Source organism: Lentzea sp. NPDC058450 (assembly GCF_042721395.1).
Lineage (GTDB): Bacteria > Actinomycetota > Actinomycetes > Mycobacteriales > Pseudonocardiaceae > Lentzea.
The window spans coordinates 192,856-217,233 of the sequence record NZ_JBHXLO010000012.1; the positions used below are offsets into that span (position 1 = coordinate 192,856).

The window sequence follows — 24,378 nt, forward strand, 5'->3', positions numbered from 1 at the left end:
GTGCGTGACCAGGGGTCGATCTAGACTCGCCCGATGGCACATGACGCGGATGTCATCGTCGTCGGCGCGGGCCTCGCAGGTCTCGTCGCGACCGCAGAGCTCGCGGACGCGGGTCGCAAGGTCATCCTCCTCGACCAGGAGCCGGAAGCGTCGCTCGGCGGCCAGGCCTGGTGGTCGTTCGGCGGGCTGTTCATGGTGGACACACCGGAGCAGCGTCGCCTGCGGGTCAAGGACTCGCACGACCTGGCGTTGCAGGACTGGATGGGCTCGGCGGCGTTCGACCGGGACGAGGACCACTGGGCCCGGCTGTGGGCACAGGCCTATGTGGACTTCGCCGCCGGCGAGAAGCGCTCCTGGCTGCACAACATGGGGGTGCGCTGGTTCCCGTTCGTGCAGTGGGCGGAACGCGGCGGGTACCTCGCGGACGGGCACGGCAACTCGGTGCCGCGCTTCCACGTCACGTGGGGCACCGGGCCGGGCATCGTCGAGCCGTTCGAACGGCGGGTGCGCGAGGGCGTCGCGAAGGGCCTCGTGACGCTCAGGTTCCGGCACAAGGTCACGAGCGTCGACGTCGTGAACGGCGTGTGCGAGGGCGTGTCCGGCGACGTGCTGGAGCCGTCGTCGGTGGCACGCGCGGAACCGAGCTCGCGGACGGTCGTCGGCGACTTCAGCCTCAAGGCGCAGGCCGTGATCGTCACGTCCGGCGGCATCGGCGGCAACCACGACCTGGTGCGCAAGAACTGGCCGGAGCGGATGGGCAAGCCGCCGAAGTTCATGCTGGCCGGTGTGCCGGACTTCGTGGACGGCTCGATGCTGGAGATCACGCAGAAGGCCGGCGGCGCGATCATCAACTCCGACCGCATGTGGCACTACCCCGAGGGCATCGCGAACTACGCGCCGGTGTGGTCGAAGCACGGCATCCGCATCCTGCCGGGGCCGTCGCCGCTGTGGCTCGACGCCGAGGGCAAGCGCCTGCCGATCCCGCTGTTCCCCGGTTTCGACGCGCTGGGCGCGTTGGAGCACATCACCAAGAACGGCCACGAGCACTCGTGGTTCGTGCTGAACAAGCGGATCATCGGCAAGGAGTTCGCGCTGTCGGGCTCCGAGCAGAACCCCGACCTGACCGGCAAGGACACCAAGGCCGTGCTCAAGCGCGCGCTGCCGGGGGCGACCGCGCCGGTCGAGGCGTTCGCGCAGAAGTCCAAGGAGTTCATCCAGGCCGGCACCGTCGCGGACCTCGCCCGCGGCATGAACGCGCTGACCGGTGACTCGCGGATCGACGCGGCCGCGCTGGAGAAGGTGATCGTCGAGCGCGACCGCCAGGTGACCGCGGGCCTGAGCAAGGACATGCAGATCAACGCGATCCGCCAGACCCGGAACTTCCTGACGGACAAGCTGATCCGCGTCGTCGAGCCGCACCGGCTGCTCGACCCGAAGGCCGGTCCGCTGATCGCGGTCAGGCTCTCGGTGCTCACCCGCAAGTCGCTCGGCGGTCTGCACACCGACCTGTCGTCGCGCGTGCTCGACCCGTCCGGCGAGGTGCTGCCGGGCCTCTACGCCGCCGGTGAGGCCGCCGGGTTCGGCGGCGGTGGCGTGCACGGATACCGCGCCCTGGAAGGAACCTTCCTCGGCGGCTGCCTGTTCTCCGGACGGGTCGCCGGGCGGTCGGCGGCCGACGCCGTCAAGTAGGTCCCGCGTGGTGGACGCGGGTTGACGGTCCCCCGGCTTGCGGCTGTGCTGGAAGGCATGACGCAGATCGGTGTTCTGGTCGGCAACCCGCGGCCCGCCTCGCGCACGGCGCAGGCGGCCCTGGCCCTGCGCGAGGCGCTCGCCGCGACGCTGGGCGTGCCCGTGGAAGGACCCGTCGTCGAGGCGGCGGAGCTCGCACCCGCCGTCTTCACCGAACCGGAGAAGATCAAGGCCGCGCTGGAGACGCTGGGGCAGAGCGACTTCCTCGTCGTGGCGACCCCGACGTACAAGGCGGCGTACACCGGCCTGCTGAAGGCCGTGCTGGACCAGGCACCGCCGGGCTGGTTGCGCGGCAAGATCGCGCTGCCGTTGCAGATAGCGGCCGCCGACAAGCACGCGCTGGCCGTCGAGGTGCACCTGCGGCCGGTGCTGGCCGAGCTCGGAGCCGTGGTGCCCCAGGCGTTCTTCCTCAACGAGGCCGCGCTGCCCGCCGACGTCACGGACTTCGACCTCGACGCCCTGAAGGTGCTGCGATGAAGCAACAGCTGCGCGACGCGCTGCGCCACCACGCCCAGGCCGTCACGATCGTCACGGCGCACGGGGCGGAAGGCCCGGTCGGCACCACCGTCTCCTCGTTCACGTCGGTCTCGTTCGAACCACCGCTGGTCGTCGTCTGGATCGGCGAGGGCGCGTCGGTGTGGCCGGTGCTGCGGACCGCTCCCCTGTTCGCCGTGCACCTGCTGGAGGCCGGGCAGACCGGGCTCGCCGACCTGTTCGCCACCAAGGGCGTCGACCGGTTCGGGGCGGGCACGCGCTGGCAGGCCGACGACGACGGCGTGCCGTGGCTGCTGGACGCGCCGGTGCGGCTGCGCTGCCGGACGGCCCGGCGGATCGCGGTCGGCGACCACATCGCGCTGGTGGGCGAACCGCTCGACATCACGCACTCGGACATCCCGACGCCGCTCGTGCGGCACCAGGGGCGCTACACCTCGGTTGCCTGACACTCGCGGTGTCAGGCAACGATCGGGATCGCTCGGGATACTCGCCGGATGGACACCAGGTCTGAGCTGGGCCGATTTCTGCAGACGCGGCGCGGGCAGCTGCAACCCGCGGACGTCGGCCTGCAGTTGTTCGACGAGCGCAGGCGGGTGCCCGGCCTGCGCCGCGACGAACTGGCCCGGCTCGCCGGGGTGAGCCAGTCGTACCTGACCCGGCTGGAGCAGGGGCAGTCGCTCAACGCGTCCGCCGAGGTGCTGGACGCGCTGGCGACCGCGCTGCGGCTGGACGACACCGAACGCCGGCACCTGCACGACCTGTCCGGACGCCCTCGCCAACGTCGCTCCCGCAGGCCCGCGCCGGAGAAGGTCAGCGAGGCCACCCGGCAGCTGGTCGAGGCGCTCGGCGACACCCCGGCGATCGTGCTCGGTCGCCGCAGCGACGTGTTGCTGTGGAACAAGTCCGGGCACGCGCTGTTCGCCGGGCACCTCGACCCGCACAGCCCCGAGCGTCCCGATGACCGGCCCAACAGCGCCCGGCTGGTGTTCCTGGACGCGCACACCCGCGACCTCTACGAGGACTGGCCGCGCAAGGCCAGGGACGTGGTCGGGAAGCTGCGGCTCGCGGCCGGCCGGTACCCGGACGACCCCGCGCTGGCCGCGTTGATCGGGGAACTCGCCATGCACAGCCCCGAGTTCACCGCCCTGTGGGCCGAGCACAAGGTCCGGGACTGGGACATCGCAAGGCATCGCATGCGGCACCCGCTGGTCGGCACCGTGGAGGTCGTGCAGCAGGCGCTGCCCGTCCCCCACGGCAAGGACCAGCGGATCGTGGTCGTGACGACCGAGGCGGGCTCGGCCTCGCGGGCCGCGCTGAGCCTGCTCAGCCGATCCTGACCTCGCGCAGGGTGAACCCGGCGTTCGGGCGGCCCTGCAGGAGGTCGAGCAGGCCGCCGCTGACCGTGTAGACCGCGCCGCGCGGGCCCTCGGTGATGCCGCTGGTGATCGGGTCGGCGACCTGGTCGGTGACGGTCACGCTGGCCGCGGTCCAGTCCCGGTTCGGGCGAACGCGCTGCACGACGGCGGCCGTGCCGGTCAGCAGGCCGCTGCTGACGGCGGCGATCGAGCCGTCCGGCAGCGTGCGCACCGAGGCGGTCAGCGCCACCAGGTTCGTGTTCAGCTGCACCGCGCTCGCCTGCTCCGGCCTGCGCAACGGGACGCGGACGAGGCTGCCGTCACCCTTCGACACGATGAGCTGGTTGCCGGACACGAGGGTGACCGAACTGGCGGCGATGTCGTCGAGGAAACCGGGCACGTCGAGGTTCGGGTTGCCCGCCAGCAACGGGCTGGTGAGCAGGACCGAGGCCTTGCCGCGGCGGTCGATCCGGTAGAGGTTCGCGCTCTGGGTGTCGACGGCGTAGGCGGTGCCGTCGCAGTCGACCACGACGTCCGCGATGAGGTGGTTGCCGCCGCTCAAGGCCGCGAGATCGGCGTACCACTGGCGTTTCCCGGTGCGCAGGTCGTAGCTCGCCACGCCCGCGGTCTTCAGCCTGGACTCGGGCGTGCTCTTCTTCGCGGTGCCGAGGTCGACGTCCGTCACCAGGACGCGGTTGCGGGCGAGATCGACCCGAATTCCTTGCGTGGACGTCAGCCTCGGGTCGTCGACGAGCGTGCGAACCTGGCCGTCGCGGCTCACCACCGAGACGGTGCCGGTGCTGAGCGACCCGACGAGGAACGTGCGGGAGCGGCCGTCGTAGTCGGCGGAGTGCGGGAAGACCCCGGGTCCCTTGGCGTCGATGACGGCCGGCTGGTGGGTCGCCGGTGCGGCGACGGCCACCGCGGGTGTGACGAGAAGAGCCGCAGTGAGCGCGGCGACGGTGCGGAGGTTCATCGATCTGCCTTTTCCGTTGGGGAGGACGAGATCGAGAGTGCAGAACCTCCCGCCGAGTTACCTGCCCCTGGCGTTGTCACCCAGCAGCCGCAGGAACTCCCGGGCCAGCGCGTCGTTCTGCCGGAACGCCGGCGCGTTGGTCTGCGGGCGCGCGAACGCCGCGTACGACTTGCCCGTCGTGAACGGCCCGACCGCGAACCGCGTCGGGTCCTCCTCGCCGTTCTCGTCGATCAGCCGCCCGGACGCCGACACCCGGACCAGTCCGGCCGCGTCCTCGGAGATCGCACCGGCCGCCCGCAACGAGAGCAGCACCGGGTCGACCGTGCGGCCCAGCGTGTGCGTGGGCAACCTGGCCTCGATCAACCCGTTGGCGCGCACCACGTCCGGCGTCGTCGCGCTGCCCGCCACGAACGCGCCCTCCACCGCCTCCACCCACATGTCCGCGCCGAGGAACCGCACGATTCCGGCGCGGGACAACGCGAGCAGCTCCTCCAGCCGGTCCGGTGGCGGGCCGGAGGCGAGGTAGCTGAAGTAGCCGTGCCACCAGCCGTCGAACGGCATGAGGTCGGCGACCTGGCCGTAGACCGACAGCAGCGCCAGGAACGCCCCCAGATCGGCGCTGTGCCGCGGATCCGAGCGCCGGGCCACGTCCGCCACGACGTACGCGCGCAGGTGCTCCTGGAACTCCTCGGCCGAGGCGAACGTCACGCCGTCCAGCGGCCGGTCGAGCCGTTCGAAGTCGACGCGGTCGGCGGGATCGGGCACCGCGAGCAGTTCCAGCGCCCGCATCTCGTCGCTGTACCAGGGCAAGGCGGCGAAGGCCGTGGCGAACTCGTCGAACGGCATCCGCACCGCGTCGGGGTGGCCGGTGAACAGCTCGTGGTAGTGCCCCCACGCGATCTCCTTGGCCATCAACGGCCACACGTCGTCCCGGAAGTCGAGCGCCGGTCCCCGCACCTCGTCCGCGACGAAGAAGCGCGGCAGCTTCGGCCTCGTCCCCTGCAACCGGTAGCCGGTCTTCGAGTGGTACGGCACGCCCCGCCGGGAGCCCACGTACAGCGTCGGTTCCGCGCCGGACGGCACGTAAGTGAGCCCGCCGGGCCCCTGCTCGTACCGGCCGCCGCGGCCTTCGGTCAGCAACACCATGAGGTCGACGAACGCGAGACCGAACCCGCGCAGCACGACGTCCCCGGTCACCGCCGAGAGATCCGCGTCGGCGGAGTAGAGCGGCGGCACGTACACAAGTCCGTGCTCCACCGCGTGTTCGGCGAGCTTCCGGTGCTCAGGTTCCAGCTCGGCGTCGAGATGTCCCAGCGCCAGCAACAAAACGTCGGCGTGCAGAACATCTCCGTTGTCGAGCCAGATCTCCGAACCGTCCACCTTCACCGCCGACGCCTGATGCACGGTCACCGAGATGTTCGGAGGCAGAGATTTCCTTGCGTGGTCGAAGAACCACGAGAGGTAGGCGCTCTGCACCTGCCGCGACGGGAACGCCGTCGGGTCTACGTCCGTCCACTCGGCGAGCGACGGACCAGGCCTGATCGGTCCGGCGCCGTCGAACGACGAGTCGGTGAAGACGGTGACGTCCTCGGCCATGGAGTTCATGCGCAGCAACGGGGATTGTGCGTGCCGCCACACCCGGCCGGCGCCTGGCGGGTGCGGATCGACGACGTGCACGGCCACCGGCAGCGTCGGCGACTGGGCGGCGATGCGTTCGAGCAGGCCGGCGGCACGAGGACCGCCACCGATGACGACGAGTGAGCGCATGCGCGTCTTTCCGTTGGAGGGCAACGAGAACTGGCCGCGCCCCTCAACGCGAACACCACCACGTTACCCCGCGCGTGCAAGCAAATCCCGCTCTGTGGACGTCGTTGCCACCGCCCGCGCCGAGGTGTGAACTCGGAAGCGCGCCCCTCAAACGCGCCCTGCTCCCACTACCACCTCTGGGGAATCGGTCATGCCAGTTGAGTTTCTCGGAATCGCCGCCACGGACGACGGATCGGAAATCTCACCGCGGACGTCCAGCGGCGCCTTCGACAAGGACTTCACGATCAGGCTCGCCAGGGCCCACGAGGAGCACGGCTGGGACCGCGTGCTGTTCGCCTACGGCTCCGGCGCACCGGAACCCGCGGCCGCGGCGGCGTACCTCGCGAGCAAGCTCGACAAACTGCAGATCCTGCTGGCGCACCGGCCGAACGTGTCCTACCCGACGTTCGCCGCCAAGACGTTCGCGACGCTCGACCACATCAGCGACGGCCGGCTGACCGTGCACTTCATCACCGGCGGCACCGACCACGAGCAGCAACGCGAGGGCGACTACCTCACCAAGGACGAGCGTTACAGCCGCACCCGCGAGTACATCCAGATCGTCAAGAAGGTGTGGCTCAACCACGAGGCGTTCGACCACGAGGGCGAGCACTACCGGTTCGCGGACTTCGTCAGCGACGTCTTCCCCGTGCAGCAACCCCGTCCCGGCATCTCCTTCGGCGGCTCGTCCCCGGCGGCGTACGCGGCGGGCGGCGCGGAGGCGGACATCTTCTGCCTGTGGGGCGAACCTCTGGCCGACACCGCGCAGCAGATCGAGTCGGTGCGACTGGCGGCGAAGGAGGCGGGCCGCGACGACGTGCCGCGCATCCAGGTGGCGTTCCGGCCGATCATCGCGCCGACCGAGGAACTGGCGTGGGAGAAGGCACATCGCACCGTCGAGCTGATCCAGGAGCGGAAGGTGCCCGGCGCGCTGAGCCGCGGGCGGTCGCTCACCAGGCCGGAGAACGCCGGTTCGCAACGACTGCTGGCCGTCGCGGAACGGGGTGAGCTGTTCGATCGTGCGTTGTGGACGCCGACCGCGAAGGTGTCCGGCGGCAACGGCAACTCGACCGCGTTGGTCGGCACGCCGGAGACCGTCGCGCAGGCGTTGCTGGACTACTACGACCTCGGCGTGGAGATCTTCTCGGCCCGCGGCTACGACCTGCTCAACGACACGATCGACTTCGGCCGGTACGTGATTCCCATCGTGCGCGAGGAAATCGCGAAGCGGGACAGGGCGAAGGCCGCGTGACGACTCTCGAAGTGCGCCGCGTCCGGCAGTCCGATCCGGTCGCGGCGCCATTGGTCGCCGAGCTCACGTACGAATACACGACCCGCTACGGGCCGAGCGGCGCACAGGAGATGCAACGCCCGGCGGACGTGTTCGAGCCGCCGAACGGACAGTTCCTGCTGCTCGTGGAGGCGGGTCAGGCCGTGGCGGGCGGCGCGTTCATGCGCTACGACGACGAGACCGCCGAGATGAAAAGGATCTGGACGCATTCCGCGCATCGCAGGCGTGGCTTGGCGCGAAGAGTTCTTCTCGAACTGGAGGCCGAAGCGCGAACGTTTGGATACAGCCGGATCTATCTCACGACCGGGCCGCGTCAACCGGAGGCGAAAGGGCTCTACCTGGCGACCGGCTACACGCCCCTGTTCGACGTTGAGACAGACCCCCTCACAATTGGCCCGCTCGCCTTCAGCAAGGTGATTCATTAGTTCTATCGAGTGAATTCGTGGCCGATCCGTCGATTCCCGACCGGGATTCGGGGTTCGGTTGGACAGGTGTTGAGTGATCAGTAAGCTTGTCTGTTGGACCCACACCCGGTGGTGGTCCGAGCGGGGCTGTCACCCGTTCGACCGAATCCGTCGGGAACGGGTTGCGCAGGCGTATCGATTGGCGTCCGACGATCGATCAGCAGATCACCCCGGTCCCCACGAATGGCCACCGAAGCTGAATGAACATGGTCGACAGCCGCGAGCCGGCCGTTGCATGGGCAGCGGCGATCTCCAACACCCTCGTCGCGAATCTGACGCGGGGCAAGCTCGTGCACCTGCTGGACGGGTACGTCGAGCGGTTGCTCGGTGCCGGGGTGAACGAGGCGCGGCAGGTCGGCCGGTCCATGGTCGAGCACGACTTCATCTCCTCCGCCACGCTGGAGGCCACCCTCGCGCACCTCGGTGAGCACACGGCGCTGACGCCGGCCCAACTGGCCGCGCTCGCCGCCGGGTACGCCGAGGGGCTGCGCGACCGCACGCTCGACCAGCAGGAGATCAGCCGCACGGCCGCGATCACCGCGATGCGCCGGGCCGAGAGCGCGGTCAGGGCCAGCGAGGCGAAGTTCCGGGCGATCTTCGAGAGCTCGGCGTTCGGCATCGTCGTGAGCGATCTCAAGGGCGAGATCATCGACGTCAACGAGGCCATGCTCGCGATGCTCGACTACAAGCACGACGACGTCCGCCAGATGAGCGGCCGCGACTTCGTGCACCCGGACGACCGCGCGGGGCTGCGCGAGCTGACCATCCAGCTGATCGCGTCCGAGCACGACAACGTCCGCGTCGAGAAGCGGATGGTCCGCAGCGACGGCGAGACGATCCAGACGCACATGGCGATCTCCGTGGTGCGCGAGGGCGACGGCACCCCGCCGTACCTCGTCACGATGATCGAGAACATGAGCGAGATGCGGGCGTTGCAGACGCAGCTCGTCCGGCAGAGCCTCAACGACGTGCAGACGGGCCTGCCGAACCGCGCGCAGTTCCTCGGCTGGCTGGAGGGCGCGGTCGGGTCGAAGGGTCCGGAGACCCTCGCGCTCGTGCAGGTCGACATCGACGGGTTCCGCGGCGTGAACGACGCGTTCGGGCACGAAGCCGGCAACCGGGTGCTGATGCACGTCGCCAGGCACTTGCGGTCGGTGTTCACCGAGGAGGTCGCGCGGGTCGCCCGGATCGGCGAGGACGAGTTCGCCGTGCTGGTGCGCGACCCCCAGGACGTGCGCAGCGTCGTGGCGCTGGTCGAGGAGTTCACGGCGTTGCTGGAGGAACCGATCTGGATCGGCCGGCACGGCGTCGGCGTCACGACCAGCATCGGCGTCGTGGCCCGCGCGGCCCGCGGCGGTGACGCGACGGACCTGCTGCGCGCGGCGGACGTGACAGTCGGCTGGGCCAAGCGCGACGGCAAGGCGCAGTGGGCGTTGTACGACCGCGAACGGGACGTGCACGACAAGGAGCGGTACGCGCTGGCGGCCTCGATCCCCGGCGCCCTGGAGGAGGGCCAGTTCCGCGTCGACTACCTGCCGACCTACTCGCTCGCGGACGGCTCGGTGCTCGCGCTGGAGGCCAAGATCGTCTGGGAGCACCCGGACCGCGGCGTGCTGTGCCCCGACACGTTCCTCGACCAGTCGTCGAACAACGGCATGATCGTCCGACTGGTGAGCTGGGCCCTGGAGGAGGCGTGCCGGCACGCGGGCGACTGGCACCTGGCGCTGGGCGAGCGGATGCCGGTGCTGTCGATCGACCTGCCGCCGCGCCTGTGCCAGGAACCCGAACTCGTCGCCGAGGTGGCCCGCGTGCTGGACCGCACCGGCCTGCCGCCGTCGTTGCTGCGCTTCGAACTGCACGAGCACCTGCCCGCGTTGCTGAACGACGAGCAGATGGAGGAGCTGACGATCCTCGCCGAGCGCGGCGTCGGCCTGGTGCTGGACCAGATGAACGGCGGCAACGTGGGCGTCGACCGCCTGCGCCGGCTGCCGCTGTCCGGCGTGAAGTTCACCGGCACCGTCGTGCACGGCCTGGACACCGGCGCGAACCGGCTGGAGTCGAGCGCCTCGGAGGCGTTGCTGGGCTGGGCGTCGATCCTGCGGCTGCCGCTCTACGCGGAGGACGTGCGCACCGACGCCGAGGCTTCCCGGCTGGCGGCCCTGGGCGTGACCGGTGGGCAGGGGCCGCACTTCGGGCCGCCGCTGCGCGCCTCAGAGGTTTCTTCGCTCCTTCTCAGCTAGTTCTTATCAGGGTTTTCCAGGGTTTCGGCACAGGTTGCTCACAAGGTCGGGGTCCATCGTGGAGTCATGACCGAGCAGAGCTTCCCCGCGATGAGCGGGTCACTGGTGGAACCGCAGCCCGTCGCCGCGCCGAAGTTCTGGCGGCGGACGGCCCCGATGCTGACGGCCGCGGCACTCGTCGCCGGCCTGTTCGGCGGCGTCACCGGAGCGGTGATCGCCTCTCCGGACACCCCCGCCGCCTCCTCGTCCGTCTCCGCGCAGACGATCTCCAACTCGTCCACACTGGACTGGAGCTCCGTCGCCTCCGACGTCCTGCCCTCCGTGGTGCAGGTGAACGTCGGCAACGGCCTCGGCTCCGGCGTGATCCTCTCCGCCGACGGCAAGATCCTCACCAACAACCACGTGATCGCCGCGGCCGGCGGCCAGATCACGGTGAAGTTCAACGACGGCCGCGAACTGCCCGCCACCGTCGTGAACGCCGACGCGACCTCGGACCTCGCGGTGTTGCAGGTGTCCGGTGCCTCGGGTTTGACCCCGATCAAGTGGGCGGACTCCGACTCGGTGAAGGTCGGCGACGCGGTGATGGCCATCGGCTCGCCGTCGGGCCTGCAGGGCACCGTGACGACCGGCATCGTGTCCGCGCTGGACCGCAAGGTGACCGTGCCGGGCGAGACCCGTCGCTCGCAGCCCGTGTCGTACCAGGCGATCCAGACCGACGCGTCGATCAACCCCGGCAACTCCGGTGGTGCGCTGGTGAACGCGGCCGGTGAGCTGGTCGGGATCAACTCGGCGATCTACTCGCCGGCGTCGAGCAGCGGTGAGGCCGGCAGCGTCGGGATCGGGTTCGCCATCCCGTCCAACACGGCCAAGCAGATCGTGGACCAGCTGAGCTAGCTGGTCCAGAGGGCCGAGATCGGCAGACAGGTCATACCGTCGCCGAAGCTGCCCGAGTAGTCCCCCGTGTAGAGCACGAAACCGGCGAGGAACCTGTCTCCGAGCCGCCGTTGCAGCAGACGAAGGCCGCGGAAGTCGTCAGTCCTGACGGTTTCCGCGGCCTTCACCTCGATACCGATCACCCTGCCCCTGTTGTCTTCGAGGACCGCGTCGACCTCGTACTGGTCCCGATCCCGGTAGTGGTGCAGCGTCGCGAACGTCTCGGACCAAGTCAGCTGGCGTGCGAGTTCACCGAGCACGAAGTTCTCGAGCAGGGCACCGTCGCCGGCACCCAGATGTGCGGCGATTCCGGAGTCCACGAAGAACACCTTCGGGGTCGAGACCGCGCGAGTGGCGATGTTGGCGGACCAGGCCGGGATCGTGCGCACGAGGTAGATCATTTCGAGGATCTCCACGTAGCGCTTGACCGTCGGCGCGCTCACCCCGAGACCTCCGGCAAGCCGCCTGAAGCTCACTGTCCCTCCGGACTGTGCGGCCAGCAGCGACACGAGTCTGCGCATGTCTTTCGCTTTGCTGACGCCGGCCACCTGCTCCACGTCCTGCATCAAGGTGGAGAGATAACCGTCGAAGTACCTCTGTCTACGACGAGAGGTACTTCGACGGAGTGCTTCCGGATATCCGCCTCGCTCGGCCCGAGCGAGATAGTCCGACTTTCGGAGTGTGGTCTGTGCAACGCGGAGGCCGTCCCCCTGCTCGAATGCAGCATCGACGAAGTCGTCCGAAGCACCGTCGATCTCTCCCTGGGAGAGCGGCCAGACTTCAACAACTTCGGCACGACCGCACAGCGCGTCCGGTAGTTCACGCATCGCCAACAGCCCTGCCGATCCAGTGAGCAAGAACTGCCCAGGTCGACGACCCCGGTCGACCGCGTGCCTGATCTCCAGCCAAAGGTCCGGCACCCGTTGCACTTCGTCTATCAGCACCAACCCCTCGTGACGAACGAACGCCGAGGGATCCGCCACCGCAGCAGCACGTGTCATGAGGTCATCGAGACACCGGGCCTCGCCTCCGTACTCGCGCAGCACATCCGCCGCCAGCGAGCTCTTGCCGACCTGAAGCGCGCCGTTCAGCACCACTACTCGGGTGTCTGACAACGCCTGCGCAACCAGCTCGGCCGCGCGACGTGGTCGGTACCTTGATCCTTCCAACACGGCCCCAAGGTACCGACCGACTTTGCATCTGCCGGGCACGCTGCTTTACATCTGCCGAAGATCACCCATCCGATACCTCAGTCCCGCCCGAAGATCAGGACAGCCAGTCCGGGCGCAACGGCATGTGCGACGTCGTCCCGTCCAGCTTCACCCCGAGCACCTGGTGCAGCTGGATGTTGTTGCGGTCGAACCCGAGCCGCGACGCCGCGAGGTACAGCCGCCACACCCGCGCCCGTGCCTCACCCACCTCGCGCACGGCCTCGTCCCAGTGCTCCTCGAGGTTGCGGCCCCACGCGGCCAGGGTCAGCGCGTAGTGCTCGCGGATGTTCTCCTCGTGCCGCACCTCGAACCCGGTGTCGTGCATCAGCGACACCAGGTGCCCCGGACCGACGAGCTCCCCGTCGGGGAACACGTACCGGTTGATGAACGGGCCGGAGAGCGCTTTCTCCTTGTTGTTCGGGCGGGTGATGCAGTGGTTGAGCAGGCGGCCGCCCGGCTTGAGCTTGCGGTACAGGGCGTCGAAGTACGCGGGCAGCTTGGCCTTGCCGATGTGTTCGGTGAGGCCGATGGACGACACCGCGTCGAAGCCCGTCTCGCGGACGTCGCGGTAGTCGAGGTGGCGCACCTCGGCCAGGTCGGAGAGGCCCGCGTCGACGATCGCCTTCTGCGCCCACTCCGCCTGGTTGCGGGAGAGCGTGACGCCGATGGCGCGCACGCCGTACTCGCGCGCCGCGTGCATGACCATGCCGCCCCAGCCGCAGCCGACGTCGAGCAGCTTCATGCCCGGACGAAGCCCCAGTTTGCGGGCCACCAGGTCGTGCTTGGCGAACTGGGCTTCCTCCAAAGTGGACTCCGCAGTCGGGTAGACCGCGCAGGTGTAGGCCATCGACGGGCCGAGGACCCACTCGTAGAACTGGTTCGAGACGTCGTAGTGGTGGGCGATGGCCTGCGAGTCGCGGGCCTTCGAGTGCCGCACGCCGTGCAGTCGGGTCTCCTGCGGCGGTGGGGCCACCTTGTGCGACAGGCGGACGCCGCCGAGGAACCGGACGAGCTCGATGCGTTGCAGCACCGGGAGGTGGCGCAACGAGAAGTCCGACAGCTGGGCGAGACCCGCGTGCACGTCGCCGAGGATCTCCAGGTGGCCCGTGACGTAGGCGCGGGCGAGGCCCAGCTCACCTGGCGCGGAAGCCAGGTAGGACAGGGCTTCCGGTGTTTTGATGTCGATGGACACCGGTGCCGCGGTCGGTCCCGCGGTGGTGCCGTCGTAGGCCTGGAAGCGGACGTCGCCGCCACCGGTGATGCGCTGGAAAACGGAGGCCAACCGCATTCATCGTCCCCTGACACACTTGGCGTACAGATCAGGCAGGCGGTTCGTCTGGTCGTACCGGGCCTTCACGGACCGGTAGTGCGAACCGTTGTAGTGCCGCCAGAACTCGTCCTCGGTGTAGTAGGAGTCCGAGTACAGCGACTTGTGGCCACCCAGCCGCGCCACCTCGCGCTCGATCAGCCGGTTGCGGTCACCCATCTTCTCCCCCGGGCGAACCGGGACCTCCGACCAGAACCCGACGTTCACGTACAACGTGTCCGCGTCCATCGGGTAGAGCGGCCAGCCGGTGGTGTCGCGCAGCCGCACCGGGCAGAGCCACACCGGCGCGATGCCGATCTCGCGGTCGAAGAAGTCGAGGAAGTCGGCGAGTCCACCGACCGGGATCTCCACGTCCTGGATCACCGGCTCGACGTCCACGCGCGGCCGCAGCTGCCGGTGCTTGGCCACCAGCCTGCGGTACACGTCCGAACGCAGGTACCGCTTCGGCCACATGCGACGGACGACGGGGTTCTGCGCGCCGAACGCCCTGGAGCACCAGAACCAGTCGGTGTCCCAGCGCCACAGGTAGTCGTGGATCGTCAGGTGGTCCGTGCGGCGTTTCTGGATCGACCGGTAGTAGATCTGGTTGCCGGTGTAGTCGGACGTGTACGGCGCGATGTCGGCGTAGTGCCCGAGCGTCAGGTACATCTCACCCCGTGAGAAGACCGTGCCGTCGACGAAGTCCGCCGAGCCGTCCTCGCAGACCTCCTGGATGACGGCGGCGCACTCCTCGAACGACCCGAACGGCACGTGCCGCAGCCGCACGTAGTTGCGCACCGGTTCGAGCTCGATCTCCAGCCGCAGCGCGTATCCGAGCGTGCCGTAGGAGTTGGGGAACGCGCGGAACAGGTCGTCGTCCGGCTTGGAGACGACGACCTCGCCGTCGCCGGTGAGGATCTCCAGCTCCCGCACGGACTCGTGCGGCAACCCGTTGCGGAAGGACGTGGACTCGATGCCCAGACCCGCTACCGCACCGCCGATGGTGATGGTTTTGAGCTGCGGCACCACTAACGGCATCAGACCGTGGGGAAGTGTCGCGGCGACGAGGTTCTCGTAGGTGGTCATGCCCTGCACCTGTGCGGTGCGTCCGACCGGGTCCACGGACAGGACCTGGTCGAACCTGCCGACGTCGAGTCCGCCGGCCTGGTCGGCCCGGAACCGGAAGAGGTTCGACGTCTTCTTCGCGAGCCGCACCGGCGCACCTTCGCGCATCGCGGCGTACTGCGCGCTCAGCGCAGACACGGCCGAGCTGTGCCCATGGTCACTCACGACTGCGACGTTATTCCTCGTCAGCGCCGTTGGCACGCCCAAAAGCCCGAATGGGCCAGCGATCTTTCATCGTGGACTGTCCGAGGTTACTTGCGAGTAGTAACGTGCGAGGCATGGCAACGCACGAGGTGACCAACCAGGTTCCGCCGCTGAGCGGTCACGACGTCGCGGACGATCCGGCCCTGCTCAGCTGGGTCGACGACGCCGAACTGCACGCTCTGGGCAGGCTCGCCGGCAGCCACGAGTGGCAGGAGCACGGCAGGCTCGCCAACACCCATCCGCCGGTGCTGCACACCCACGACCGGTTCGGGAACCGGATCGACGAGGTCGAGTTCCACCCGGCGTGGCACGAACTGATGAACGTCGCCGTTACGCACGGTTTGCACGCCTATGTCGACGGTGGGCATTTGGAGCGTGCGGCCAAGTTCTACGTGTGGTCCCAGGTCGAGGCCGGCCACGGTTGCCCGATTTCGATGACTTACGCGTCGGTGCCCGCTTTGCGCGTCGCGCCGGAGTTGGCCGAAAGTTACGAACCCCTTCTCACGGCACGGAACTACGACTTCGGGCTGCGCGCGCCGCTCGCGAAGCAGGGCCTGATCGCGGGCATGTCGATGACCGAGAAGCAGGGCGGTTCGGACGTCCGCGCGAACACCACGATCGCCCGGCCGGTCGCGGACGGCTACGTGCTGACCGGGCACAAGTGGTTCACGTCGGCCCCGATGTCGGACGTGTTCCTCACTTTGGCGCAGGCGCCCGGCGGCCTCACGTGCTTCCTCGTGCCGCGCGTTCTCCCCGACGGCACGCGCAACCGGTTCTTCCTGCAGCGCCTGAAGGACAAGCTGGGCAACAAGTCCAACGCCTCCGCCGAGATCGAGTACGACGAGGCGTTCGCACACCGGATCGGCGACGAGGGCCGGGGCGTCCGCACGATCATCGAGATGGTCAACATGACGCGCCTCGACTGCGTGCTCGGCACGGCGGCGGGCATGCGGCTGGGGCTCCGGCAGGCGGCGCACCACGCCGCGCACCGCAAGGCGTTCGGCGGCTACCTGATCGACCAACCGGCCATGCGCAACGTGCTGGCGGACCTCGCGATCGAGTCGGAGGCGGCGACCACGACCGCGATGTGGCTCGCGCAGCACCGGCCGCGGCTCGGGCTCGCGGTGATCAAGTACTGGGTGTGCAAGCGCGGGCCCGTGCACGCCGCCGAGGCGTTGGAGTGCCTGGGCGGCAACGGCTACATCGAGGACAGCGGGATGCCGCGGCTGTTCCGCGAGTCGCCGCTGATGTCGATCTGGGAGGGCTCCGGCAACGTCGCCGCGCTCGATGTGCTGCGCGCGATGCAGAAGGAACCCGAGTCGGTGCAGGAGTTCCTGGCCGAGGTCACCGGGGTGGACCGGCGGATCGACCGGGCGCTGAACGAGCTCGGCACCGCGCTGTCCGATGTGGACCAGTCGCAGGCCCGCCGGGTGGTGGAGAGGATGGCGTTGATCCTGCAGGGCGCGTTGCTGGTGAAGCACGGGCATCCGGCGGTGGCGGACGCGTTCCTCTCCTCGCGGCTCGGCGGGGACTGGGGAGTCGCCTTCGGGACGCTCCCCAAGTCCACCGACTTCGCCGCGATCATCGATCGCGCGGTGCCGAAGCTCTGAAGCCCTAGGCGGGGCACCCGTTCGGCAACCGAGGCGTGTCCGGACCGTAGAGATCGCCGGTCAGGAACACGCACGTCGGCTGCTGCTCGTAGTCGTGCAGGTCGGTGACCTCCAGGATGGTGAAGTTGCGCGACTCCCCCACCCGTGACTTCTTGAAGTCGGTCCGCCCGGTCGCCCCGTAGAACTCCAGCTCGCGGAACTCCGCCCCGATCGCCCCGCGGTGCGGTGTGCTGCTGGCCCGCCGCGAGTAGGCGCGCGTCACGGCGTCGAGGAACAGTCCGGCGGCGTCGTAGGCGACGCCCATGTGCTCCCCCGGCCACGGCTTGACCGGTCGGTCCTCAGCGGGCAGCGGCGACTCCTGGATCTCCTTGGCCAGCTTCGAGTAGCCCGCGCAGAACGCGTCCAGCGGCAGTCCTCCGCGCGCCGACGGATCGGGCTTGCCCGCCACGCACGCCTTGCCCGCCAGCACGATCAGCCCGGCCATGCTCACGTACGACACCCGCATGCCCGCCAGCGAGTCCTGCACGCGGCTGGCCTTCTGCGCGATGAACCGGATGATCGCGTCGTCGGCGACGATGCGCGGCAACCTGTTCTTGTCGTAGCAGTCCTTGCCGACCGCGCGCAGGAACTCGCCGAAGTCCTCCTCGCGGCCCGCGAAGAACACCAGCTCGGAGGAGTGGTCCTCGACGCACTGCGACGGCACCTCCTGCGGGCTGACGGTCCACTCGTCGGCCTGGAACTTCACCTGGTTGCGCGCGAGCTCCTGGCCCAGCAGGCCGACCAGGTCGGTGAGGTAGACGTCGTCCTGACCGAGCTTCGGGTGGTGGATCGTCACCTTGGTGGCACCGACGTGCTGGGCGTAGCGGCGCACCAGGTCCGCCTGCCGCGCGTTGCCGGGGATGAGCTGGAAGTAGGTGGCCGAGAGGTCCGGCAGCGACGCCTCGGTGAGGGTGGTGCCGATGGTCGGCACGCCGAGCGACCCGAGCGAGGTGATGACCTCCTGGGTCTGCTTGACGCTGCGGTCGAGGCCGATCACGCCGATGATGCTCGGATCCTCGTCCAGCAACGGGGTGATCATGTCGCGCAGCACGTCGTGGGCGCGTTTCATCATGCCGCCGCCGTTGGCGATCACGATGCGCAGCAACGGTCCGCTGCTCGACCTGTCGTTCTGCTGCCGTTGCTTGAGCAGCATGCCTTCGAGCTCCTCGGCGCGCGAGTGGTCGGCGTCCGGGTTGCTGTCCTTGTGCGTCAGGCTGGAGAAGTAGAGCAACGAGATGAGCGGGCGCGCGGGGTTGGTCTCGTGCAGCCGTTCGGCCTCGCCGTTCTGCGCGAAGACGGCCTGCTGCGTCCACCGCAGCCGTTCGTTCGAGCCGAAGACCTGGTCGCCGTTGTCGCTGTAGCCCAGGCATTCGACGTTGCCGTCGACGTCCATCAGCCGCGTCTGGACCCCTGGCGAGATCGCGGAGCCCACGATCGAGCAGTTCAGCTGGAAGTGGTTCTGCACGGTCACGAACCCCGGCACGAGCAGCACCAGGACGATCGCCGCGATGATCGCCTCCAGCCGCCGCGACTTGGCGAGCCACCGCACCGGGGCCGCCCGGAACGGCGGCGCGCCCTTCCACTTCTTCTTGTCGTGGCTGGGGAACGGCAACCTGATCATCAGGTAGCGGGCGTCCGGGGCGAGCATCTGCCGTTTGCGCGGCAGCTCCTCCCGCCACGTCGCGAGCGCCTCCTCCGTCTCGTCCGGGGCGACCGGCGTGACGCCGAGGCGTTGCGACAGCGCGGGTTGCACCGAGCTGGCCGCGATCACCAGCAACGGGTCGACCTCGCCCGTCTCGTTGCGGACGTCGTTGATCAGTTCCAGCAGCTCCCAGCCACCGTTGTCCTTGCTCACGCCGTCGAGCAGCACGGGGATGTAGGCAGTGCGCCGCCAGCCGGCCCTGCGCGGCAGCAACCGGGGTCTGCGCCGGTAGGAGATCCGCAGGTCCTCCAGGAACGCGTGCACGAGCAGCAGCTTGATCTGCTCCTCGTTCTCCGACTCGCGCCGGCCCAGCGTGAGGCGTTCGGCGAACCCGAGGAACTCGATGGAGTGGTTGGGCAGCGCGAAGTTCTGCCGCATGAACCACTTCGACTCGCGGGACAGGCCCGGCACCCGCTTGGCGAGCCACCGGAAGCCGACCTTGCTGCCGACCCACGCGACCAGCCCGAGCCCCAGCCGCGTCACCAGGCCGGGGATGAACGCGTCGACGGCCCGGTTGACCTCCTCGCCGCCCTGCGCGGTCTTGCCGGTCCACTGCCGCAGCAGCTCGATCACGCTCGCCCGGTCGTCCCGGCCGGGCTTGCGCGGCAGCCGCTTGCTGGTGAGCCAGTCGACCAGGCGGTAGTGGTCGAACCGGGTGAGCCGTTCCGAGCCGACGTGGACCTCGCCCAGCCGGTCGCTCAGCACGTCCAGCAACGGCAGCAGCGGCGGCGTCTCCCGCGTTCCCGAAGGCCAGTTCTTGGCGACTTCCGCCGTCACCGACGAGACGTCGACGTAGGCGTGCGGAATTGCCGGCCGGCCTTCGTCGAGCCGGTGTTCGAGAGCGCGCAGAAATGCCGTCGGACTGGCTTCGCTCTCCAGGTAGAGCAGCGGCAACGGCTGGTCGCCGACGATTTCCTCGGTCTTGCTCCGGTAGAAGAAGCCGGGCCGATCGCAAAGACCGCGAATGACCTCGAGAAGAACCTGCAAACCGGGAAAAACGGGCTCTGTCCGGCTGTCCGTCATCTGCACCCTCACACTCGTGCGGAAGGCAGACGACGCTAGCCGGACAGGCCGTTCGGGACCGGTGGAATGAAGTTTTTCCGCCGAGATGGACTAGGCCCTGTCCTGCAAGTCTCGCCGGGCGAGAGCGGCGGCCGAGGGCCCCCGTCTCTCACCTGACGAACTCGCAGGACAGTGCCTAAAAACCGAGCTCGCGGGCGATCAGCATCTTCTGCACCTCGGAGGTGCCCTCGCCGATCTCCAGGATCTTGGCGTCGCGGTAGAACCGGCCGACCGGGTACTCGTTCATGAAGCCGTAGCCGCCGAAGATCTGCGTGGCGTCGCGGGCGTTGTCCATCGCGGCCTCGGACGAGACGAGCTTCGCGATGGCGGCCTGCTTCTTGAACGGCTCGCCGCGCAGCATCCGGGACGCGGCCTCGTAGTAGGCGAGGCGCGCGGTGTGCACGCGGGCCTCCATCTCGGCCAGCTTGAACTGGATCGCCTGGTACGTGCCGATCTTGTTCCCGAACGTCTCGCGCTCGCGGGCGTAGCGGACCGACTCGTCGACGCAGCCCTGGGCGAGGCCGACCGACAGCGCGGCGATGGCGACGCGGCCCTCGTCGAGGGTGCGCAGGAACTGGGCGAAGCCGCGGCCGCGTTCGCCGAGCAGGTTCGCGGCGGGCACCCGGCAGTCCTGGAAGGACAGTTCGCGGGTGTCGGAGGCGCTCCAGCCGACCTTGGAGTACTTCTTCGACACCGTGAAGCCCGGGGTGCCGGACGGGACGATGATCGAGGAGATCTCCTTGCGGCCGTCCGGGAGGGTGCCCGTGACGGCGGCGACGGTGACGAGGCCGGTGATGTCCGTGCCGGAGTTCGTGATGAACGCCTTGGTGCCGTTGATGACCCACTCGTCGCCGTCGAGGCGGGCGGTGGTGGCGAGGGCGCCCGCGTCGGAACCGGAGCCGGGCTCGGTGAGGCCGAACGCGCCGAGCTTCTCGCCGGACGTCAGGGAAGGCAGCCACTCGGCCTTCTGCGCGTCGGTGCCGAAGCGGTAGATCGGCATGGCGCCCAGCGAGGTGGCGGCCTCGACCGTGATCGCGACCGACGAGTCGACGCGCGCGAGCTCCTCCAGCGTCAGGCACAGGGCGAAGTAGTCGCCGCCCATGCCGCCGTGCTCCTCGGGGAACGGCAGGCCGAGCAGGCCCATCTGCCCCATCTTCGCGACGATCTCGTACGGGAACTCGCAGCGCTCGTAGAAGTCGCCGATGACCGGCGCCACCTCGTCGCGGGCGAACTCCTCGACGGTCTTGCGCAGGTCCTCGTACTCGCTCGGGAGCCTGAAGTCCAACATCACTGTCACTCCTCGTGAGAGACGACGAGGGCCAGCACCTGGTCGAGTCTGACCTGCTGGCCTGCTTGCACGTTCACTTCGGCGAGCACGCCGTCGACCGGTGCGGTCACGGTGTGCTCCATCTTCATGGCCTCGACCACGAACAACGCTTGACCGGCGGTCACTTCCTCGCCCTGCTGCGCTCGAACCACGAGCACGGTGCCGGGCATCGGGGACTTCACCGGACCGCCGGAAGCCGCAGCCCCCTCGGCGGCGCCGACCAGGAACTCGGCCTCGACCAACGCCCAGGAGGCGCCGTCGTGGCCCAGCCACAGCACGTCGCCCTCGCGGGCCATCGCGTACCGGCGGGAGCCGACGAGCAGGTCTGCACCTTCGCGGCGGGCCTTGGCGCGCACGGGTTCTCCAGCGCCGACCACGACCTCCTCGCCGCGCACGCGCACGTCGACGTCGTTGATCCGCCAGGTCGTCCAGGCGTGCTCACCGACGCGCCAGCCGCCGGGCTGGTCCCACGGGTCGTCGCCGTGCGGCTGGAGCGAACGCTCCAGGCCGGCCGCGACGTACACCTCGTCGGGGATCTCGGCGGACGTCAGCGCGTCCAGCTTCCGTTCCACCAGACCGGTGTCCAGGGCGCCGGATCGCACGTCCTCGTCACGCAGGAGTGCGCGCAGGAACGGGATGTTCGTCGTGACGCCGAGCAGCACCATCTTGCCGAGCGCGTGATCCAGCTTGCGGAGTGCCTCTTCGCGGGTGCGGCCGTGCGCGATCACCTTGGCGAGCATCGGGTCGTAGTCCGAACCGACGACGAGTCCCTCGTACAGACCGGAGTCCACGCGGACGTCGGCCGGTTCGCTCAACGCCAGCACGCGGCCGCCGGTCGGCAGGAACCCACGCGCCGGGTCCTCGGCGTAGACGCGGGCCTCGACCGAGTGCCCGGTCAGCTCGACCTTCAGGTCCAGAGGTTCTCCGGACGCGACGCGGAGCTGCCACTCCACGAGGTCGACGCCCGTGACCATCTCGGTCACCGGGTGCTCGACCTGCAGGCGGGTGTTCATCTCCATGAAGAAGTAGTCGCCCGAAGCACCGTCCACGATGAACTCGACCGTGCCCGCGCCGACGTACCCGACGGACTTCGCCGCGTCGACCGCGGCGGAACCCATGGCCTCGCGCACCTCGGGCGTGAGGAACGGCGAGGGCGCCTCTTCGATGATCTTCTGGTGGCGGCGCTGGAGGCTGCACTCGCGCTCACCGAGGTGGATCACGGTGCCGTGCGCGTCGCCCAGGACCTGGATCTCGATGTGGCGCGGGTTCGTGATGAACCGCTCGATCAGCAGCGTGTCGTCACCGAACGAGCCGCGCGCCTCCCGCCGGGCGGACTCGATCGCCTCGCGCAGCGCCGACTCCTCGTGCACGAGCCGCATGCCCTTGCCGCCACCGCCCGCGGAAGGCTTGAGCAGCACGGGAAAACCGATCTCGCCGGCGGCCTCGACGATCTCGTCGTCGGACATGTTCTCGCGCGTGCGGCCCGGCACCACGGGCACGCCCGCCGCCGACACCGTGAGCTTCGCGCGGATCTTGTCGCCCATCGCGTCGATCGCCGACGCGGGCGGCCCGACGAACACGATGCCCGCCGCGTCGCAGGCCGCGGCGAACGCGGTGTTCTCGGCGAGGAAGCCGTAGCCGGGGTGGATCGCCTGTGCGCCAGTGGAAACGGCGGCGGCCACGATCTTCTCGATGGACAGGTAGCTCTCACGGGCCGCGGCGGGTCCGATCCGCACGGCCTCGTCGGCGAGCTTGACGTGCAACGCCTCGGCGTCCGCGTCGGAGTAGACGGCGACGGAACGGATCCCGAGCGACCGCAGCGCGCGGATCACCCTGACCGCGATCTCCCCGCGGTTCGCCACCAGAACGCTGTCGAACATGATCACATCCGGAAGACGCCGTAGGAAACATCGTCGATGGGGGCGTTGGCCGCGCTGGACAACGCGAGGCCGAGCACCGTGCGGGTGTCGCGCGGGTCGATCACGCCGTCGTCCCACAGCCGCGCGGTCGAGTAGTACGGGTTGCCCTGGTCCTCGTACTGCTGGCGGATCGGCGCCTTGAACGCCTCTTCGTCCTCTGTGGACCACTCGTCGCCGAGCTGGTCACGACGGACCGTCGCGAGCACGGACGCCGCCTGTTCACCGCCCATCACGGAGATGCGCGCGTTGGGCCACATCCACAGGAAGCGCGGCGAGTACGCCCGGCCGCACATCGAGTAGTTGCCGGCGCCGAAGCTGCCGCCGATGATCACGGTGAACTTCGGGACGCGCGCGCACGCCACCGCGGTCACCATCTTGGCGCCGTGCTTGGCGATGCCGCCCGCCTCGTACTCGCGGCCGACCATGAAGCCGGTGATGTTCTGCAGGAACACCAGCGGGATGGATCGCTTGTCGCACAACTGGATGAAGTGCGCGCCCTTGACCGCCGACTCGCCGAACAGGATGCCGTTGTTCGCGACGATGCCGACCGGGTGGCCGTGGATGCGCGCGAAGCCGGTGACGAGCGTCTGCCCGTACTCCTTCTTGAACTCCTGGAACTTCGAGCCGTCGACGACCCGCGCGATCACCTCGCGCACGTCGTACGGCGTCCGGGAGTCCGTCGGCACGACACCGTAGAGATCGTCCGTGACGGCCGGGGCCTCGGTCTGCGTGACGTCCCACGGCCGCTGCACGCGCGGGCCGAGCGTCGAGATGATCGACCGGACCATCCGCAGCGCGTGCGCGTCGTTCTCGGCCAGGTGGTCGGTGACGCCGGACGTGCGCGAGTGCAGGTCGCCGCCGCCGAGGTCCTCGGCGCTCACCACTTCACCCGTGGCGGCCTTCACCAGCGGCGGGCCGCCGAGGAAGATCGTGCCCTGGTTGCGGACGATGATCGCCTCGTCGGACATGGCCGGCACGTACGCGCCACCGGCGGTGCACGAGCCGAGCACGGCCGCGATCTGCGGGATGCCCTTCGCGGACATCGTGGCCTGGTTGTAGAAGATGCGGCCGAAGTGCTCGCGGTCGGGGAACACGTCGTCCTGCTTCGGCAGGAACGCGCCGCCGGAGTCGACGAGGTAGATGCACGGAAGGTTGTTCTGCAGCGCCACTTCCTGCGCGCGCAGGTGCTTCTTGACCGTGACCGGGTAGTAGGTGCCGCCCTTGACCGTGGCGTCGTTCGCGACGATCACGCACTCACGGCCGGACACCCGTCCGACGCCCGTGATGATGCCCGCGGCCGGTGCCTCGTCGCCGTACATGCCGTTGGCGGCCAGCGGCGACAGTTCGAGGAACGGCGAACCGGGGTCGACCAGCGTGTCGACGCGGTCGCGCGGCAGCAGCTTGCCGCGGTCGACGTGCCGCTGGCGTGCCTTCTCGGAACCGCCTCGCGCGGCGGTGGCGAGCTTGCTCCGCAGCTCGTCGACGAGCGCGGCGTGCTCCTTGGCGTAGCGGTCCGACGGCTCGGCGGCGCTGCGCAGGACAGGTGCGTCCATGCTCCCCAGAC

General features: G+C 69.3%; 18 protein-coding genes. 9 read left to right on the forward strand and 9 right to left on the reverse strand.

Features of this window, described 5'->3' with window-relative positions; all coding sequences use genetic code 11:
• Positions 1-33 precede the first annotated feature (33 nt).
• Genes ACFWNN_RS20600 through ACFWNN_RS20615 form a run of 4 tightly spaced genes read left to right on the forward strand, consistent with a single transcriptional unit; the run spans position 34 to position 3,581 of the window.
• On the forward strand, positions 34-1,689 hold the full coding sequence (locus ACFWNN_RS20600; protein WP_382441524.1) for an FAD-binding dehydrogenase: 1,656 nt from the start codon (positions 34-36) through the stop codon (positions 1,687-1,689).
• 57 nt (positions 1,690-1,746) lie between these two features.
• Entirely contained in the window at positions 1,747-2,226 is a 480-nt protein-coding gene (locus ACFWNN_RS20605) for an NADPH-dependent FMN reductase (RefSeq protein ID WP_382441525.1), read from the forward strand.
• The gene (locus tag ACFWNN_RS20610) at positions 2,223-2,690 is read left to right on the forward strand and encodes a flavin reductase family protein (RefSeq protein WP_382441526.1); all 468 of its coding nucleotides are present in this window, start codon (positions 2,223-2,225) and stop codon (positions 2,688-2,690) included. Before ACFWNN_RS20605 ends, ACFWNN_RS20610 begins: the two co-directional genes overlap by 4 nt.
• Before the next feature lie 48 nt (positions 2,691-2,738).
• Positions 2,739-3,581: a helix-turn-helix domain-containing protein gene (locus tag ACFWNN_RS20615; RefSeq protein WP_382441527.1), complete on the forward strand. Its 843-nt coding sequence runs from the start codon at positions 2,739-2,741 to the stop codon at positions 3,579-3,581.
• On the opposite strand, the gene ACFWNN_RS20620 is transcribed toward ACFWNN_RS20615, so the two are convergent.
• Entirely contained in the window at positions 3,568-4,575 is a 1,008-nt protein-coding gene (locus tag ACFWNN_RS20620; RefSeq protein WP_382441528.1) for a hypothetical protein, read from the reverse strand. The genes ACFWNN_RS20615 and ACFWNN_RS20620 overlap by 14 nt on opposite strands.
• Positions 4,576-4,632: 57 nt before the next feature.
• The gene (locus ACFWNN_RS20625) at positions 4,633-6,342 is read right to left on the reverse strand and encodes an FAD/NAD(P)-binding protein (RefSeq protein WP_382441529.1); all 1,710 of its coding nucleotides are present in this window, start codon (positions 6,340-6,342) and stop codon (positions 4,633-4,635) included.
• Positions 6,343-6,532: 190 nt separating this feature from the next.
• Here ACFWNN_RS20625 and ACFWNN_RS20630 point away from each other — a divergent pair, with 190 nt between their 5' ends.
• The 4 genes from ACFWNN_RS20630 to ACFWNN_RS20645 all read left to right on the forward strand — a co-directional run bounded on the left by ACFWNN_RS20630 (position 6,533) and on the right by ACFWNN_RS20645 (position 11,270).
• A complete protein-coding gene (locus tag ACFWNN_RS20630; RefSeq protein WP_382441530.1) occupies positions 6,533-7,633 on the forward strand; it encodes an LLM class flavin-dependent oxidoreductase in 1,101 nt (366 codons plus the stop codon).
• On the forward strand, positions 7,630-8,097 hold the full coding sequence (locus tag ACFWNN_RS20635) for a GNAT family N-acetyltransferase (protein WP_382441531.1): 468 nt from the start codon (positions 7,630-7,632) through the stop codon (positions 8,095-8,097). The genes ACFWNN_RS20630 and ACFWNN_RS20635 overlap by 4 nt, the downstream gene beginning before the upstream one ends.
• Before the next feature lie 245 nt (positions 8,098-8,342).
• On the forward strand, positions 8,343-10,376 hold the full coding sequence (locus tag ACFWNN_RS20640; protein WP_382441532.1) for a putative bifunctional diguanylate cyclase/phosphodiesterase: 2,034 nt from the start codon (positions 8,343-8,345) through the stop codon (positions 10,374-10,376).
• Positions 10,377-10,442: 66 nt separating this feature from the next.
• Complete coding sequence (locus tag ACFWNN_RS20645) at positions 10,443-11,270, forward strand: S1C family serine protease (RefSeq protein WP_382441533.1); 828 nt, start codon at positions 10,443-10,445, stop codon at positions 11,268-11,270.
• Here ACFWNN_RS20645 and ACFWNN_RS20650 read toward each other — a convergent pair.
• The 3 genes from ACFWNN_RS20650 to ACFWNN_RS20660 form a co-directional block, all read right to left on the reverse strand.
• On the reverse strand, positions 11,267-12,481 hold the full coding sequence (locus ACFWNN_RS20650) for an ATP-binding protein (RefSeq protein WP_382441534.1): 1,215 nt from the start codon (positions 12,479-12,481) through the stop codon (positions 11,267-11,269). The genes ACFWNN_RS20645 and ACFWNN_RS20650 overlap by 4 nt on opposite strands.
• A 94-nt stretch (positions 12,482-12,575) precedes the next feature.
• Positions 12,576-13,808 (reverse strand): class I SAM-dependent methyltransferase, encoded by a 1,233-nt coding sequence (locus tag ACFWNN_RS20655; RefSeq protein WP_382441535.1) that lies wholly within the window; start codon positions 13,806-13,808, stop codon positions 12,576-12,578.
• Positions 13,809-15,059: an FAD-binding oxidoreductase gene (locus ACFWNN_RS20660; RefSeq protein ID WP_382441559.1), complete on the reverse strand. Its 1,251-nt coding sequence runs from the start codon at positions 15,057-15,059 to the stop codon at positions 13,809-13,811. It abuts the gene before it with no gap.
• 170 nt (positions 15,060-15,229) lie between these two features.
• On the opposite strand from ACFWNN_RS20660, the gene ACFWNN_RS20665 reads away from it, so the two are divergent.
• Complete coding sequence (locus tag ACFWNN_RS20665; protein ID WP_382441536.1) at positions 15,230-16,765, forward strand: acyl-CoA dehydrogenase family protein; 1,536 nt, start codon at positions 15,230-15,232, stop codon at positions 16,763-16,765.
• A gap of 4 nt (positions 16,766-16,769) precedes the next feature.
• Here ACFWNN_RS20665 and ACFWNN_RS20670 read toward each other — a convergent pair whose 3' ends face one another.
• From ACFWNN_RS20670 to ACFWNN_RS20685, 4 genes are all read right to left on the reverse strand, one after another.
• Complete coding sequence (locus ACFWNN_RS20670) at positions 16,770-19,493, reverse strand: hypothetical protein (RefSeq protein WP_382441537.1); 2,724 nt, start codon at positions 19,491-19,493, stop codon at positions 16,770-16,772.
• A 211-nt stretch (positions 19,494-19,704) separates the two neighbouring features.
• On the reverse strand, positions 19,705-20,856 hold the full coding sequence (locus tag ACFWNN_RS20675; RefSeq protein ID WP_382441538.1) for an acyl-CoA dehydrogenase family protein: 1,152 nt from the start codon (positions 20,854-20,856) through the stop codon (positions 19,705-19,707).
• 5 nt (positions 20,857-20,861) lie between these two features.
• Positions 20,862-22,775: an acetyl/propionyl/methylcrotonyl-CoA carboxylase subunit alpha gene (locus tag ACFWNN_RS20680; RefSeq protein ID WP_382441539.1), complete on the reverse strand. Its 1,914-nt coding sequence runs from the start codon at positions 22,773-22,775 to the stop codon at positions 20,862-20,864.
• 2 nt (positions 22,776-22,777) lie between these two features.
• The gene (locus ACFWNN_RS20685) at positions 22,778-24,367 is read right to left on the reverse strand and encodes a carboxyl transferase domain-containing protein (RefSeq protein WP_382441540.1); all 1,590 of its coding nucleotides are present in this window, start codon (positions 24,365-24,367) and stop codon (positions 22,778-22,780) included.
• Between the last annotated feature and the right edge of the window lie 11 nt (positions 24,368-24,378).

Coding starts and splice junctions, on each gene's coding strand:
- ACFWNN_RS20685 (WP_382441540.1), bottom strand. CDS start 24,367: ATGGACGCACCTGTCCTGCGCAGCGCCGCCGAGCCGTCGGACCGCTAC.
- ACFWNN_RS20600 (WP_382441524.1), top strand. CDS start 34: ATGGCACATGACGCGGATGTCATCGTCGTCGGCGCGGGCCTCGCAGGT.
- ACFWNN_RS20665 (WP_382441536.1), top strand. CDS start 15,230: ATGGCAACGCACGAGGTGACCAACCAGGTTCCGCCGCTGAGCGGTCAC.
- ACFWNN_RS20640 (WP_382441532.1), top strand. CDS start 8,343: ATGGTCGACAGCCGCGAGCCGGCCGTTGCATGGGCAGCGGCGATCTCC.
- ACFWNN_RS20630 (WP_382441530.1), top strand. CDS start 6,533: ATGCCAGTTGAGTTTCTCGGAATCGCCGCCACGGACGACGGATCGGAA.
- ACFWNN_RS20610 (WP_382441526.1), top strand. CDS start 2,223: ATGAAGCAACAGCTGCGCGACGCGCTGCGCCACCACGCCCAGGCCGTC.
- ACFWNN_RS20655 (WP_382441535.1), bottom strand. CDS start 13,808: ATGCGGTTGGCCTCCGTTTTCCAGCGCATCACCGGTGGCGGCGACGTC.
- ACFWNN_RS20625 (WP_382441529.1), bottom strand. CDS start 6,342: ATGCGCTCACTCGTCGTCATCGGTGGCGGTCCTCGTGCCGCCGGCCTG.
- ACFWNN_RS20615 (WP_382441527.1), top strand. CDS start 2,739: ATGGACACCAGGTCTGAGCTGGGCCGATTTCTGCAGACGCGGCGCGGG.
- ACFWNN_RS20660 (WP_382441559.1), bottom strand. CDS start 15,059: ATGCGCGAAGGTGCGCCGGTGCGGCTCGCGAAGAAGACGTCGAACCTC.
- ACFWNN_RS20605 (WP_382441525.1), top strand. CDS start 1,747: ATGACGCAGATCGGTGTTCTGGTCGGCAACCCGCGGCCCGCCTCGCGC.
- ACFWNN_RS20645 (WP_382441533.1), top strand. CDS start 10,443: ATGACCGAGCAGAGCTTCCCCGCGATGAGCGGGTCACTGGTGGAACCG.
- ACFWNN_RS20675 (WP_382441538.1), bottom strand. CDS start 20,856: ATGTTGGACTTCAGGCTCCCGAGCGAGTACGAGGACCTGCGCAAGACC.
- ACFWNN_RS20680 (WP_382441539.1), bottom strand. CDS start 22,775: ATGTTCGACAGCGTTCTGGTGGCGAACCGCGGGGAGATCGCGGTCAGG.
- ACFWNN_RS20620 (WP_382441528.1), bottom strand. CDS start 4,575: ATGAACCTCCGCACCGTCGCCGCGCTCACTGCGGCTCTTCTCGTCACA.